We start from the raw sequence: 13,594 nt of genomic DNA, 5'->3' as shown, positions 1-13,594 counted from the left end.
ATACCGGACAGGACGAGCGACAATGGCGAGCGACGCATGGAGGAACCCCTGGTGAAACGAGGACTGGCCGGAGCGATTCGGATGAACGCGTGTCCACGCGAAAACTCCGGGTCGTTGTTCTATGGCATTGTCCGACGGCGAAGCGAACGCGTTCCATCCGGAAATGCTCTTGGGATGAGAAATAGGATGAAGCGCTTGGAAAGCAAAGACATCGTCTGCGGCAAAAACAAGACGCGCATTGTTCTGCCAGCCATCACCCGCGAGCAAGTCCCCAAACGAAAACAGCCGGACTTTCGCCCGGCTGTTTTCAAATGCAAAGACCTGAATCAATCAGGCCGCTTCAGCGGCTTCCGTTTCTGCGACGACACGGGCCTTGTCGGCCGCGCCCTTCGCATCAACGTCGCGATCGACGAACTCGATGACAGCGATCGGTGCGTTATCGCCCTGACGGTAGCCGGCCTTCATGATGCGAAGGTAGCCGCCATTGCGGGTGGCGTAGCGCGTTGCGATGGCATCGAACAGCTTGGCGACGACGGTGACGTCACGGATCTGCGAGATGGCCTGACGACGGGCGTGCAGGTCGCCGCGCTTGCCGAGCGTGACAAGCTTTTCAACGATCGGACGGATTTCCTTGGCCTTCGGCAGGGTCGTGATGATCTGCTCGTGCTGGATCAGCGAAGCCGCCATGTTGGCGAACATCGCCTTGCGGTGGCTGGCGGTACGGTTCAGCTTGCGGCCGGCTTTCTTGTGGCGCATGGCTATTCTCCTTTATGCAGGTGTCACTCTCTCTGGAGGACCTGCCGTTTCCTGGCACATACAGGCACCAAACCGTCTCCGGCCGGGCCTGCTGTTTGACGGGGAAAGGCAGAGTTTGGACCTGCCTTGTCTATTTTTCAAATCGCGGAATGCGAGCGGAAAACCGCTGCACAATTTTCCTCATCCCGCGATCAATACTGGTCTTCGTAACGCTTTGCGAGATCTTCGATGTTCTCGGGCGGCCATGCGGGCACTTCCATGCCGAGGTGCAGGCCCATGGAAGCGAGAACTTCCTTGATTTCGTTCAGCGACTTGCGACCGAAGTTCGGAGTCCGGAGCATTTCGGCTTCCGTCTTCTGAATGAGGTCGCCGATGTAGACGATGTTGTCGTTCTTCAGGCAATTTGCCGAGCGAACGGACAGTTCGAGTTCGTCCACCTTCTTGAGAAGCGCCGGGTTGAACGCGAGTTCGGTAACGGCTTCCTCTTCGGCTTCCTTCTGCGGCTCGTCGAAGTTGACGAAGACGCCCAGCTGATCCTGGAGAATACGCGCTGCGAAAGCAACGGCATCTTCGCCGGTCACGGAGCCGTCGGTCTCGATGGTCATGGACAGCTTGTCGTAGTCGAGAACCTGGCCTTCACGGGTGTTTTCCACCTTGTAGGACACTTTCTTGACCGGCGAGTAGAGGCTGTCGACCGGGATGAGTCCGATCGGTGCATCTTCCGAACGGTTGCGATCCGCCGGAACATAGCCCTTGCCGTTGTTGACCGTGAACTCCATGCGGATCTCTGCGCCCTCGTCGAGCGTGCAGATGACATGGTTCGGGTTCAGGATCTCGATGTCACCGACCGTCTGAATATCGCCAGCCGTGACCACACCCGGGCCTTGCTTGCGAACGACCATGCGCTTGGCATCGTCGCCGTCCATCTTGATCGCGATTTCCTTGATGTTCAGGACGATGTCGGTGACATCTTCGCGAACACCCGGGATCGACGAGAACTCATGCAGAACGCCGTCGATCTGCACGGCCGTGACGGCGGCGCCGCGAAGCGACGAGAGAAGAACGCGGCGCAGCGCGTTGCCGAGGGTCAGACCGAAGCCCCGTTCCAGCGGTTCCGCAACCAGGCTAACCTTGGTGCGACCGGAAGACGCGAACTCGACCTTGTTCGGCTTGATCAGTTCCTGCCAGTTTTTCTGAATCATATGTTTTGCCTTCCGTTCATTGCCACCATCCAGTCGTGGCAACGGAGCCCTGAAGCGCCGGCGAGAGCGATCTCCCGCCGGACCTGATGACGAGTGCGTATCAGACGCGGCGCTTCTTGCGCGGACGGCAACCATTGTGCGGGATCGGCGTCACGTCGCGGATGGATGTGATCATGAAGCCGGCGGCCTGCAGAGCACGCAGAGCCGATTCACGGCCGGAACCCGGGCCGGTGACTTCGACTTCGAGCGTCTTCATGCCGTGTTCCTGCGCCTTCTTGGCAGCATCTTCAGCGGCGATCTGAGCGGCGAACGGCGTCGACTTGCGCGAGCCCTTGAAGCCCTTCGAGCCGGCCGACGACCATGCAATGGCATTGCCCTGCGCATCGGTGATGGTGATCATCGTATTGTTGAACGACGAGTTCACGTGCGCGACGCCCGTCGAGATATTCTTGCGTTCGCGACGACGTACGCGTGTGGCTTCCTTGGCCATGTTTACCTTTCACGGATCTCTGCACCGCCGTAATTCCAGCGGCTACACCGGGGAGCCCTGCTCCCCACTTTCATCAGCAATGCCGGAACCCTTCATGGGCTGCCCGCCATCGCGGCGATATCAACGCTGCCGTATTTCCAGCAACTCCACCGAATGATGGCCAAGCCATCTTCGACATACCAAAAAGAGGCCGGTGCTTCGCACCAGCCCCCTCACCCCCGTTACCGGGAGATTATTTCTTCTTGCCGGCAATCGCCTTTGCCGGACCCTTGCGGGTGCGGGCATTGGTGTGCGTGCGCTGGCCGCGAACGGGCAGCGAGCGGCGATGACGCAGACCGCGATAGCAGCCGAGGTCCATCAGACGCTTGATGTTCATCGACGTCTCGCGACGCAGGTCGCCTTCGACCTGGTATTCACGGTCGATGGCTTCGCGGATCTGAAGAACTTCAGCATCCGTGAGCTGATGCACACGACGTTCAGCCGGAATACCGACCTTTGCGACGATTTCCTGTGCGAATTTCGGTCCGATCCCATGAATATAGGTCAGCGCGATAACAACGCGCTTTGCCGTCGGGATGTTGACGCCAGCGATACGAGCCACGTCTGTTCTCCTTGCTTCCAGTTGCCATCCGGCAATAGGTGCTTCTATGCAGCCTTGAATAGCCGTCAGTTTCAATTTTCGTTCGGAACACGGGACAAATGCCGAGCCCGGACTTCACTTGTGAAATCCGCGCCATTCCCCTGCATGTTGCGAGTTAGCGCGGTCTTTAGACGGAATCGGCCGGAAAAGTCAACTCCCGGCCAGTCCTTTTCTTGCCCAACAAGGCTTTGCGCCCGGTATCGTCAGGCCTCAGCCGCAGCCGAAGCAAGAATCTCGTTGATCTGTCGGGTAACAGTCTCGACAGGCGCCATTCCATCCAACGTCTTCAGCTGGCCGGTCTTTGCGTAATGCTGCGAAAGCGGCGCCGTCTTCTCGCGATATTCCACGAGACGCTTCTTAACCGATTCTGGATTGTCGTCCGAGCGAACTTTGCCGCCGGCCGCCAAGGTTTCAGCGACCCGATTCTCGATCCGGCGCAAAAGAGCCGCTTCATCGACCTTAAGCTCGATAACGGCATCCAGCTTCAGCCCCTTGCCCTCGAGCATCTGCCCGAGGGCGACCGCCTGCGGAACCGTCCGCGGGTAGCCGTCCAGAATGAAGCCATGCGCACAGTCGGGAGCGTCGATGCGATCCGAAACGATCTCGTTGACGATCTCGTCCGACACGAGCTGCCCCGCATCCATGACCGCCTTCGCCCGCTTGCCGACGTCGCTCTCCTCCGCAACGGCGGCCCGCAGCATGTCACCGGTCGACAACTGGGGAATGCCGAAGCGTTCCGTCAGAAGCTTGGCCTGCGTCCCCTTGCCGGCCCCGGGCGGCCCTAAAAATATCAGTCTCATCGGCCCCTCTTCCCTCCACGCAACTTCGACTTCTTGATCAGACCCTCATATTGCTGGGCGATCAGATGACCCTGGATCTGTGCTACAGTATCAAGCGTTACGCTGACAACAATCAAAAGCGATGTACCACCAAGGTAGAAGGGCACGCCCGTCTGCGCGATGACGAATTCCGGCAGGATGCAGACGAAGATCAGGTAGATCGCACCGACGACAGTGATTCGCGTCAGGACGTAGTCGATGTATTCGGCCGTGCGTTCGCCCGGACGGATACCGAGGATGAAGCCGCCGTGCTTTTTCAGGTTGTCGGCCGTATCCTTCGGATTGAACACGATCGCCGTGTAGAAGAAGGCGAAGAACGCGATCATAGCGGCATAGAGCACCATGTAGAGCGGCTGTCCGTGGGCAAGCGAGCCGACGATGGTGGTTGCCCAGCCCGGAAGCGTGGCGCTGTCTGCGAAGCCCGCAAGCGTTGCCGGCAGCAGCAGCAGCGACGAGGCGAAGATCGCGGGAATAACGCCGGCCGTGTTCAGTTTCAGCGGTAGGTGCGACGTGTCGCCCTGGAACATGCGGTTGCCGACCTGGCGCTTCGGATACTGGATCAGCAAGCGACGCTGCGCGCGTTCCACGAAGACGATGAGCGCGATAACGCCGACGACCATGATGATGATGCCGAGAATCAGCGGTGTGGACAGGGCGCCCGTGCGGCCGAGCTCGAGCGTACCGGCGAGGGCCGTCGGCAGGTGCGCGACGATACCAGCGAAGATGATCAGCGAGATGCCGTTGCCGATACCGCGCGAGGTGATCTGTTCGCCGAGCCACATCAGGAACATCGTGCCGCCGAGCAGCGAGATGACCGTGGAGATGCGGAAGAACCAGCCTGGATCGTTCACAAGACCGCTGCCGCTCTCAAGGCCGACGGCGATGCCGTATGCCTGCAGCAGGCCAAGCAGCACCGTCCCGTAGCGCGTGTACTGGTTGATGATCTTGCGGCCCTGCTCGCCTTCCTTCTTCAGCTGTTCCAGCGAGGGAACAACCGAGGTCATGAGCTGGACGATGATCGAGGCGGAGATATAGGGCATGATCCCGAGCGCGAAGATCGCCATGCGCGAAACCGCGCCGCCAGAAAACATGTTGAAAAGGCCGAGGATGCCGCCGCTCTGCCCCTGAAAGGCCTGGGCGAACGCATCAGGATTGAGGCCCGGCAGCGGGATATAGGTGCCGAGCCGGTAGACCAGCAGCGCGCCGAGCGTAAACCAGAGGCGCTTCTTGAGGTCCTCCGCCTTCGCGAACGTTCTGAAATTGAGATTGGAGGCGAGCTGTTCCGCTGCAGAAGCCATGCGATTCTCCGCGTAGCCAGTTCCGAACCCGCGGCGTCAGACCCGGCCGACTCCGGAAAAGCTTGAATTACGTTTCTGCACGACGTCTTAGAACCAAATCGATTGAAAGAGCAATCATGCGCTTGTCGATATCTCCGGGCATATCGTCACATCCGCCAAGCAGATGTCGTTCGGTCGCCTTTGGAGATCCGGCCCGGAGATGCCGGCCAACTGACCCACCTCCCCTGCCTTCTACGCCTCGCCCGCGCCTCTCGCGCGTCCTCCAGACGCAATAAACCGCCCGGTGTGTAACACCCCGGGCGGTCCGTCTTCAAGATTATTCGCTGGCAGCGACTGGCTTGGCAGACAGCAGCTTGATGGAGCCGCCGGCCTTTTCGATCTTCTCGATCGCGGACTGCGAGGCACCAGCCACTTCGATCGTCACCTTGCCCGTGAGTTCGCCGTCCGAGAGAACGCGAACGCCATCGCGAGCGCGACGGATGATGCCGGCAGCCTTCAGGGCAGCTGCATCGATCGTGGCGGTGGCGTCGAGCTTCTTGGCGTCGATTGCGGTCTGGATACGGCCGAGCGACACGACAACAAAGTCCGAACGGAAGATGTTGTTGAATCCGCGCTTCGGCAGACGACGGTAGATAGGCATCTGACCGCCTTCAAAGCCGTTGATCGCGACGCCGGAACGGGCCTTCTGACCCTTGACACCACGACCGGCCGTCTTGCCGGAGCCGGAGCCGATACCACGACCCAGACGCTTGCGCGAATGGGTGGCACCTTCGTTGTCTCTGATTTCATTCAGCTTCATAATGGTATCTCCCTCACTTCTCGTCGATAACGCGGACGAGGTGCTGGACGGACCGGATCATGCCGCGAACGGAAGGCGTATCTTCCAGCGTGCACACCCGGTGCATCTTGTTGAGACCCAGGCCGATCAGCGTTGCACGCTGGCTGGCGGGGCGGCGGATGGGGCTGCCGATCTGCTCGACAGTAACCGTCTTACCGGTGGTTTCAGTGGCCATCGTACGGACTCCCTTATTCTTCCGACGTGACGCCAGCCGCTTCGCGACGGGCCTGCAGCGTGGCGAACTTGAGGCCGCGCTGTGCCGCGATATCCTTCGGGTGCATCTGGTTTTTCAGAGCATCGAAGGTGGCGCGGATCATGTTGTAGGGGTTGGACGAACCGGTCGACTTGGCAACGACGTCGTGCATGCCGAGCGTTTCGAAAACAGCGCGCATCGGGCCGCCGGCGATGATGCCGGTACCAGCCTTGGCCGAACGCAGCAGGACCTTGCCGGCGCCGTGGCGGCCGTGAACGTCATGATGCAGGGTACGGCCGGAGCGCAGCGGAACGAAGATCAGTTCGCGCTTTGCAGCTTCGGTGGCCTTGCGGATTGCTTCCGGCACTTCACGCGCCTTGCCGTGACCGAAGCCGACGCGGCCCTTCTGGTCGCCGACGACGACGAGAGCAGCAAAGCCGAAACGACGGCCGCCCTTCACCACCTTGGCGACGCGGTTGATAGCAACGAGCTTGTCAACGAATTCGCTGTCGCGCTCTTCGCGGTTCTGGCGGTCGTCGCGAGAACCTCTTCTTTCTTGTGCCATTGTCCTTTTCCTTTTTCTTTTCCGGGTGCAATCGGCAGATTGATCGGTGCCGCCCCTCGGATGTTCGAGAGAACGGCGAATTCCCGACATGGCTTCGGCCCGGATGTACCGGGCCGGCCCGTCGTGGAAATGGGAGCCTTACTTGTCTAAGTCAGATTCGGAAAGCCGGTTCTCGACTTTCCTCATCAAACTTAGAAGTTGAGGCCACCTTCGCGGGCGGCTTCAGCCAGGGCCTTGATACGGCCGTGATAGATGAAGGCGCCACGATCGAAGACGACGTCCTTGACGCCGGCTTCGGATGCACGCTCCGCGAGGAGCTTGCCGACGGCAGCTGCTGCTGCCGTGTCCGCGCCTGTCTTCAGAGACGTGCGCAGACCGGTGTCGAGCGTCGAAGCGGACGCCAGCGTCGTGCCGGCGACATCGTCGATGACCTGTGCGTAGATGTTCTTCGACGAGCGATGAACCGACAGGCGCGGACGGCCGTTGGCGACCGCCTTGATTTGACGACGAACGCGCGAAGCGCGACGTACAAGATTATCTTTCCTGCTAGCCATTTCGCGTGATCCTTACTTCTTCTTGCCTTCTTTGCGGATGATCCGCTCGCCCGCGTACTTCACGCCCTTGCCCTTGTAGGGCTCGGGGCCGCGGTATTCGCGAATCTCTGCGGCCACCTGGCCGACCTGCTGCTTGTTGATACCCGTGACGACGATTTCCGTCGGCTTGGGAACAGCGATCGTGATGCCTTCCGGCGTCTGGTAGACGACGTCATGGCTGAAGCCGAGTGCCAGCTGCAGGTTCTTGCCCTGCAGGGCCGCACGGTAACCGACGCCGTTGATTTCAAGCTTGCGCTCGAAGCCATCCTTCACACCCTTCAGGATGTTCTCGACCATCGTGCGGGACATGCCCCACTTGGAACGAGCATCCTTGGACTGGCCGACCGGCTCGACAACAACGGCGTTGTCTTCCAGCTTTACAGAGACTTCGTCGTTCGCGACGAAGAAAAGTTCGCCCTTCGGGCCCTTTGCCGTCACCTTCTGTCCATCGACAGTCGCGGTGACACCAGCGGGAACCTGAACGGGCTTTTTACCGATACGAGACATGTTTCAATCCTGTCTGTTCGTTCTGGAGATCCCTATTCCGTATTAGAATACGGAGCAGAGAACCTCGCCGCCGACGTTCTGTTCACGAGCCTGGTGATCGGCCATCACACCCTTCGGAGTCGAAAGGATGGTGATGCCGAGACCGTTCGCGACCTGCGGAATGGACTTGACCGAGACATAGACCCGGCGGCCCGGCTTGGACACGCGGCCGATCTCACGGATCACCGACGCGCCTTCGTAGTACTTCAGCTCGATGTTGAGCTCCGACTTGCCGTTGTCGAAATCGACTTCGGAGTAGCCGCGGATGTAGCCTTCCGACTGCAGCACGTCGAGAACGCGGGCGCGGAGCTTGGAAGCCGGCGTCGTTACGTTCGTCTTGCGGCGTGCAGCGCCGTTACGGATACGGGTGAGCATATCGCCCAAGGGATCAGTCATTGTCATTTGCCCGTCTCCTTACCAGCTCGACTTCACGATACCCGGAATCTTGCCGAAATTGCCCAATTCGCGCAGGGCGATACGGGACATTCCCAGCTTCCGGTAGTAGGCGCGCGGACGGCCGGTGACTTCGCAACGGTTGCGAACGCGGGTCTTCGACCCATCACGCGGCAGGCTTGCCAGTTTCAGAGTTGCCTTGAACCGCTCTTCGATCGGAAGAGACTGGTTCATGATGGTCGCCTTCAGCTCGGCCCGCTTGGAGGCCTGCTGGGTAACCAGCTTGCGGCGGCGCTTGTTCTTTTCAACTGCGCTCGTTTTCGCCATGAAACGTAATCCTTCTGCTTGTCGTTACGGCTTACTGGCGGAACGGGAAGTTGAACTCTGTAAGCAGAGCCCGCGCTTCGTCGTCCGTCGTAGCCGTCGTGCAAACGATGATGTCCATGCCCCACATCTGATCGACCTTGTCGTAGTTGATCTCAGGGAACACAATGTGCTCCTTCACGCCCATGGCGAAGTTGCCACGGCCGTCGAAGGACTTCGGGTTCAGGCCGCGAAAGTCGCGAACGCGCGGAAGCGCGATGTTGATCAGGCGGTCCAGAAATTCATACATGCGTGCGCCGCGCAGAGTAACCTTCGCGCCGATCGGCATGTCTTCGCGCAGCTTGAAGCCGGCGATAGAGGTGCGGGCTTTGGTGACGACCGGCTTCTGGCCGGCGATCGCTGCAAGGTCGGCAGCCGCAATCGTAGGCTTTTTCGAGTCAGCCGTCGCTTCGCCCACGCCCATGTTGATGACGATCTTATCGAGCTTCGGGATCATCATTTCGTTGGCGTAGGAGAACTTCTCCCGGAGCGCCGGACGAATGCGAGCATTGTACTCGCTCTTGAGCCGCGGCTCATAGGTCTTGGTCTCAGCCATCAGATAACATCTCCCGAACGCTTGGCCACGCGAACCTTCTTGTCGCCATCGATGCGGAAACCAACGCGGGTGGCCTTGCCGTCCGTGTCAGCGATCGCGATGTTCGACAGGTGGATCGGGGCTTCCTTGTTGATGATGCCGGCTTCCTGGCTCTGGGTCTGGCGCTGGTGACGCTTCACCATGTTGACGCCACGCACGACAGCCTTGTCGTCCTTCGGCATGACCTGGATGACTTCGCCGGTCCGGCCCTTGTCCTTGCCGGCGAGTACGACGACCTTGTCGCCCTTACGAATCTTGTTCATCTCTAATCGCCCCTTACAGTACTTCTGGAGCCAGCGAGATGATCTTCATGTGGTTCTTGGCGCGAAGCTCACGCGGAACCGGTCCGAAGATACGGGTGCCGATCGGCTCTTTCTTGTTGTCGATAAGAACGGCTGCGTTGTTATCGAAGCGGATGACGCTGCCGTCCGGACGACGGATGTCCTTGGCGGTGCGTACGACGACCGCCTTCATCACATCGCCCTTCTTGACGCGGCCGCGCGGGATGGCTTCCTTGATGGAAACGACGATGACGTCGCCCACGGAAGCGTACTTGCGCTTGGAGCCGCCCAGCACCTTGATGCACATGACACGACGTGCACCGGAATTATCCGCCACGTCGAGGTTTGTTTGCATCTGAATCATGTCAGGTCGCCTTCTTGTTGTGACCGAACCGGTTGGGATCTCCTCATCGTGAAGGAGAGCCCCCTGTTCCGGCTTATGAAAATTTGCATGCGGCGCGCTGCACCCTCTTGCGAAGGGCGGCACGCCACAATGCTTTCAATGGCATTCCCAGTCCCTCGCCTCTCAAGAGAAACGGGCGGGACATGATGCGACAGCGCGGGATCGGTCTTGCCAGGGTGGTTTCCTGAAGACAGGACCTTCCGTGCGCTCAAAGCAAAAGAACGCTCGTAACCCCGAGCGTTCCGTGGCTGCTTCATACAGAGATTCTCGCCGATTACAAGAGGCGACGTCCCAAACCCCAGCCAAATTGACCAGAAGCAGGACGACCCTCGCTCTTACGAAGACGCCGCGCTTCCGTGTCTTGCGACACTGCGCGGCGCCATCGGCGTAACGTCTGGTCGAAATTAGGCCTGGGCGGAAATGACCGTCCAGGTCTTGTCCTTGGAGATCGGCGCGCATTCCTGAATGGAAACAAGGTCGCCGACCTTGAACTGGTTCTTCTCGTCGTGCGCCTTGTACTTTTTGGAGCGACGGACGGTCTTCTGGAGGATCGGGTGCGCAAAGCGGCGCTCGACCCGTACGACGACGGTCTTCTCGTTCTTATCGGAGACGACGGTGCCCTGCAGAATGCGTTTCGGCATTTTTCTTGGTCCTTAAGCCTTGGCTTCTGCCGCCTTCTGGCGGGCAATTGTTTTGATGCGCGCGATGTCCTTGCGGACCTCGTTGATGCGCGACGACTTTTCAAGCTGGCCGGTCGCCTTCTGGAAGCGCAGGTTGAACTGCTCCTTCTTCAGCTTGGCAAGCTCGTCGTTGAGCTGGTCGGCGCTGAGCGCCCGAACGTCATTGGTTTTCATGGGGCTTCTCCTTACTCCGCAATGCGCTGAACGAAGCGCGTCTTGACGGAGAGTTTCGCAGCACCAAGACGAAGGGCTTCGCGTGCGAGCTCCTCGTTGACGCCATCGATCTCGAACATCATACGACCAGGCTTGACCTTGCACGCCCAGTATTCGACGGAGCCCTTACCCTTACCCATGCGGACTTCGGTCGGCTTCGCGGTAACCGGAACGTCCGGGAATACGCGGATCCAAACGCGGCCAGCACGCTTCATGTGACGCGTGATCGCGCGGCGGGCCGCTTCGATCTCGCGCGCATTGACGCGGTTCGGTTCCAAGGACTTCAAGCCGAATTCACCAAAAGCAAGATCAGATCCGCCCTTGGCTACGCCCTTGATGCGGCCCTTGAATTGCTTGCGATACTTCGTACGCTTTGGCTGCAACATTTTTTTAATTCTCCGATATTGGCTGCCAAACGCGACTGTTACGCGTTTTCACGACGGCGATCACGATCGCGATCGCGATCACGTCCACCACTACCCTGACTGTCACTCTCGCTCGCACGGCGCTCGGAGGCCATCGGATCGTGTTCAAGGATTTCGCCCTTGAAGATCCAGACCTTGATGCCGCAGATGCCGAATGCCGTCACAGCTTCGGCAACACCGTAGTCGATGTCGGCGCGCAGCGTGTGAAGCGGAACGCGACCTTCGCGATACCACTCGGTACGGGCGATTTCGGCGCCACCCAGGCGACCGGCGCAGGTGATCTTGATGCCTTCGGCACCCAGACGCATGGCCGATTGAACCGAACGCTTCATCGCGCGGCGGAAAGCTACGCGGCGCTCGAGCTGCTGAGCGATCGACTGAGCGACGAGCGTCGCGTCGACTTCCGGCTTGCGCACTTCAACGATGTTGAGGTGCGTTTCCGAGTTCGTCATTTCCGACAGCTTGCGACGCAGCTTTTCGATGTCCGCGCCCTTCTTGCCGATGATCAGACCCGGGCGAGCCGAGTGGATCGTGACGCGGCACTTCTTGTGCGGACGCTCGATGACGACCTTCGAGATCCCGGCCTGCTTCAGTTCGTCCATCAGATACTTGCGGATCTTCAGGTCTTCGTGGAGCAGCTTGCCGTATTCGGCATTGTCAGCGAACCAACGGCTATCCCACGTCCGGTTGATGCCGAGACGGAAACCGATTGGATTGATTTTCTGGCCCATTATGCGGCCTCCCCTTTGGCTTCCACTTCACGAACAATGATCGTCAAGTGTGCAAACGGCTTTTCGATCCGCGATGCACGGCCGCGACCACGAGCGTGGAAGCGCTTCATCACCATCGACTTGCCAACGAAAGCTTCCGCAACGACGAGCGAGTCGACGTCGAGGTCGTGGTTGTTCTCGGCGTTTGCGATGGCCGATTCCAGGGTCTTCTTGACCGTGCCGGCGATACGCTTGCGGGAGAATTCAAGTTCGGCCAGAGCACGGTCGACCTTCTTGCCGCGGATCATCGCGGCAACGAGGTTGAGCTTCTGGGGGCTGACGCGGATCGTGCGCGCAACAGCCTGCGCTTCATTATCCGCCAGCCGACGTTCGGCTTTTGCCTTACCCATCGTTACTTCCTCTTTGCCTTCTTGTCCGCACCGTGACCGTAGTAGGTCCGGGTCGGAGAGAATTCACCGAACTTGTGACCGACCATGTCTTCATTGACATTGACGGGAACATGCTTGGAACCGTTGTAGACGCCAAAGGTCAGACCGACGAACTGCGGCAAGATGGTGGAGCGGCGGCTCCACATCTTGATGACCTCATTGCGCCCGCCTTCGCGAACCTTCTCAGCCTTCTTGAGAAGATAGCCGTCGACGAACGGACCTTTCCATACTGAACGAGCCATTTGTGACTACCTCTTCTTACTTCTTGCGCTGATGGCGCGAACGCATGATGAACTTGTCGGTCGACTTGTTCGAACGCGTGCGCTTGCCCTTGGTCGGCTTGCCCCACGGAGAAACCGGGTGACGGCCGCCCGAGGTACGGCCTTCGCCGCCGCCGTGCGGGTGGTCGACCGGGTTCATGACAACACCGCGGTTATGCGGGGTCTTGCCGCGCCAGCGTGTACGACCGGCCTTGCCGTCGTTAATGTTGCCATGATCCGGGTTGGACACGGCGCCGATCGATGCGAGGCAGCTCGCATGAACCAAGCGCTGTTCGCCGGAGTTGAGGCGCAGGATCGCCATGCCCTGGTCACGACCGACGAGCTGCACGTAGGTGCCTGCCGAGCGCGCCATCTGGCCACCCTTTCCGGGCTTCATTTCCACGTTGTGGATGATGGAGCCGACCGGGATGAACTGCAGCGGCATGGTGTTGCCGGGCTTTACGTCGACAGCCTTCTCGGAGGCGATGACCTTGTCACCTACGGCGAGGCGCTGCGGCGCGATGATGTAGGCCTGCGTGCCGTCTTCGTACTTGATCAGCGCGATGAACGCCGTACGGTTCGGGTCGTATTCGAGACGCTCGACCGTGCCATCAACGTCGAACTTGCGACGCTTGAAGTCGATCAGGCGATAAGTCCGCTTGTGACCGCCGCCGATGAAGCGAGCCGTGATACGGCCGAGGTTGTTACGACCACCGCTTTTGGTGAGACCCTGTGTCAGCGCCTTAACCGGCTTGCCCTTATAGAGCGAGGACCGATCGACGATGACCAGCTGACGCTGGCTCGGGGTCGTCGGATTGAAACTTTTCAATGCCATTTTCTTGTTCCCTTTTGGGTCTTTACC

At 59.7% G+C, this 13,594-nt stretch carries 23 protein-coding genes; all 23 read right to left on the bottom strand.

What is annotated here, in order from left to right; all coding sequences use genetic code 11:
- Nucleotides 1–330 precede the first annotated feature (330 nt).
- Nucleotides 331–756 carry a 50S ribosomal protein L17 gene (gene rplQ / locus GA0004734_RS10200; RefSeq protein ID WP_092933421.1) on the bottom strand — a complete coding sequence of 142 codons (426 nt, stop codon included), beginning with the start codon at nucleotides 754–756 and terminating at the stop codon, nucleotides 331–333.
- A gap of 191 nt (nucleotides 757–947) precedes the next feature.
- Complete coding sequence (locus tag GA0004734_RS10195; RefSeq protein ID WP_092933419.1) at nucleotides 948–1,958, bottom strand: DNA-directed RNA polymerase subunit alpha; 1,011 nt, start codon at nucleotides 1,956–1,958, stop codon at nucleotides 948–950.
- Nucleotides 1,959–2,058: 100 nt separating this feature from the next.
- Nucleotides 2,059–2,448 (bottom strand): 30S ribosomal protein S11, encoded by a 390-nt coding sequence (rpsK, locus tag GA0004734_RS10190; protein WP_062468256.1) that lies wholly within the window; start codon nucleotides 2,446–2,448, stop codon nucleotides 2,059–2,061.
- 232 nt (nucleotides 2,449–2,680) lie between these two features.
- A complete protein-coding gene (gene rpsM / locus GA0004734_RS10185; RefSeq protein WP_062596570.1) occupies nucleotides 2,681–3,049 on the bottom strand; it encodes a 30S ribosomal protein S13 in 369 nt (122 codons plus the stop codon).
- A gap of 242 nt (nucleotides 3,050–3,291) precedes the next feature.
- Entirely contained in the window at nucleotides 3,292–3,888 is a 597-nt protein-coding gene (locus tag GA0004734_RS10180; RefSeq protein WP_092933417.1) for an adenylate kinase, read from the bottom strand.
- Complete coding sequence (secY, locus tag GA0004734_RS10175; protein ID WP_092933415.1) at nucleotides 3,885–5,225, bottom strand: preprotein translocase subunit SecY; 1,341 nt, start codon at nucleotides 5,223–5,225, stop codon at nucleotides 3,885–3,887. Before secY ends, GA0004734_RS10180 begins: the two co-directional genes overlap by 4 nt.
- 316 nt (nucleotides 5,226–5,541) lie before the next feature.
- The gene (gene rplO, locus GA0004734_RS10170; RefSeq protein WP_092933413.1) at nucleotides 5,542–6,024 is read right to left on the bottom strand and encodes a 50S ribosomal protein L15; all 483 of its coding nucleotides are present in this window, start codon (nucleotides 6,022–6,024) and stop codon (nucleotides 5,542–5,544) included.
- A gap of 13 nt (nucleotides 6,025–6,037) precedes the next feature.
- Nucleotides 6,038–6,238, bottom strand: a complete 201-nt coding sequence (rpmD, locus tag GA0004734_RS10165; RefSeq protein ID WP_092933411.1) for a 50S ribosomal protein L30 — start codon at nucleotides 6,236–6,238, stop codon at nucleotides 6,038–6,040.
- A 13-nt stretch (nucleotides 6,239–6,251) separates the two neighbouring features.
- Nucleotides 6,252–6,821 carry a 30S ribosomal protein S5 gene (gene rpsE / locus GA0004734_RS10160; protein WP_062468268.1) on the bottom strand — a complete coding sequence of 190 codons (570 nt, stop codon included), beginning with the start codon at nucleotides 6,819–6,821 and terminating at the stop codon, nucleotides 6,252–6,254.
- A gap of 191 nt (nucleotides 6,822–7,012) precedes the next feature.
- The gene (rplR, locus tag GA0004734_RS10155; protein ID WP_062468270.1) at nucleotides 7,013–7,375 is read right to left on the bottom strand and encodes a 50S ribosomal protein L18; all 363 of its coding nucleotides are present in this window, start codon (nucleotides 7,373–7,375) and stop codon (nucleotides 7,013–7,015) included.
- A 12-nt stretch (nucleotides 7,376–7,387) separates the two neighbouring features.
- Nucleotides 7,388–7,921 carry a 50S ribosomal protein L6 gene (gene rplF / locus GA0004734_RS10150; RefSeq protein WP_092933409.1) on the bottom strand — a complete coding sequence of 178 codons (534 nt, stop codon included), beginning with the start codon at nucleotides 7,919–7,921 and terminating at the stop codon, nucleotides 7,388–7,390.
- A gap of 42 nt (nucleotides 7,922–7,963) precedes the next feature.
- Entirely contained in the window at nucleotides 7,964–8,362 is a 399-nt protein-coding gene (gene rpsH, locus GA0004734_RS10145) for a 30S ribosomal protein S8 (RefSeq protein WP_062468274.1), read from the bottom strand.
- Nucleotides 8,363–8,374: 12 nt separating this feature from the next.
- A complete protein-coding gene (gene rpsN, locus GA0004734_RS10140; protein WP_062596576.1) occupies nucleotides 8,375–8,680 on the bottom strand; it encodes a 30S ribosomal protein S14 in 306 nt (101 codons plus the stop codon).
- Nucleotides 8,681–8,711: 31 nt separating this feature from the next.
- Nucleotides 8,712–9,272 carry a 50S ribosomal protein L5 gene (gene rplE, locus GA0004734_RS10135; RefSeq protein WP_092933407.1) on the bottom strand — a complete coding sequence of 187 codons (561 nt, stop codon included), beginning with the start codon at nucleotides 9,270–9,272 and terminating at the stop codon, nucleotides 8,712–8,714.
- Nucleotides 9,272–9,574, bottom strand: a complete 303-nt coding sequence (rplX, locus tag GA0004734_RS10130) for a 50S ribosomal protein L24 (protein ID WP_062596578.1) — start codon at nucleotides 9,572–9,574, stop codon at nucleotides 9,272–9,274. Before rplX ends, rplE begins: the two co-directional genes overlap by 1 nt.
- A 13-nt stretch (nucleotides 9,575–9,587) precedes the next feature.
- Nucleotides 9,588–9,956, bottom strand: coding sequence for a 50S ribosomal protein L14 (gene rplN / locus GA0004734_RS10125; protein WP_062468282.1), 369 nt, complete (start codon nucleotides 9,954–9,956; stop codon nucleotides 9,588–9,590).
- 443 nt (nucleotides 9,957–10,399) lie between these two features.
- Nucleotides 10,400–10,636 (bottom strand): 30S ribosomal protein S17, encoded by a 237-nt coding sequence (rpsQ, locus tag GA0004734_RS10120; protein WP_062596579.1) that lies wholly within the window; start codon nucleotides 10,634–10,636, stop codon nucleotides 10,400–10,402.
- A 12-nt stretch (nucleotides 10,637–10,648) separates the two neighbouring features.
- Nucleotides 10,649–10,849 (bottom strand): 50S ribosomal protein L29, encoded by a 201-nt coding sequence (gene rpmC, locus GA0004734_RS10115; protein ID WP_092933405.1) that lies wholly within the window; start codon nucleotides 10,847–10,849, stop codon nucleotides 10,649–10,651.
- Nucleotides 10,850–10,860: 11 nt separating this feature from the next.
- Nucleotides 10,861–11,274, bottom strand: a complete 414-nt coding sequence (rplP, locus tag GA0004734_RS10110; protein ID WP_062601052.1) for a 50S ribosomal protein L16 — start codon at nucleotides 11,272–11,274, stop codon at nucleotides 10,861–10,863.
- Nucleotides 11,275–11,312: 38 nt separating this feature from the next.
- Complete coding sequence (gene rpsC / locus GA0004734_RS10105; protein ID WP_062468290.1) at nucleotides 11,313–12,044, bottom strand: 30S ribosomal protein S3; 732 nt, start codon at nucleotides 12,042–12,044, stop codon at nucleotides 11,313–11,315.
- Nucleotides 12,044–12,433, bottom strand: coding sequence for a 50S ribosomal protein L22 (gene rplV, locus GA0004734_RS10100; RefSeq protein WP_092933403.1), 390 nt, complete (start codon nucleotides 12,431–12,433; stop codon nucleotides 12,044–12,046). Before rplV ends, rpsC begins: the two co-directional genes overlap by 1 nt.
- 2 nt (nucleotides 12,434–12,435) lie before the next feature.
- Entirely contained in the window at nucleotides 12,436–12,714 is a 279-nt protein-coding gene (gene rpsS / locus GA0004734_RS10095) for a 30S ribosomal protein S19 (RefSeq protein WP_092933401.1), read from the bottom strand.
- A gap of 16 nt (nucleotides 12,715–12,730) precedes the next feature.
- Nucleotides 12,731–13,567 (bottom strand): 50S ribosomal protein L2, encoded by an 837-nt coding sequence (rplB, locus tag GA0004734_RS10090; RefSeq protein ID WP_062596582.1) that lies wholly within the window; start codon nucleotides 13,565–13,567, stop codon nucleotides 12,731–12,733.
- Nucleotides 13,568–13,594: the final 27 nt, after the last annotated feature.

The organism is Rhizobium sp. 9140, from assembly GCF_900067135.1.
GTDB lineage: Bacteria > Pseudomonadota > Alphaproteobacteria > Rhizobiales > Rhizobiaceae > Ferranicluibacter.
The sequence above is the reverse complement of the archived record's forward strand: the minus strand, read 5'-3'. Positions and strand labels throughout refer to the sequence as shown.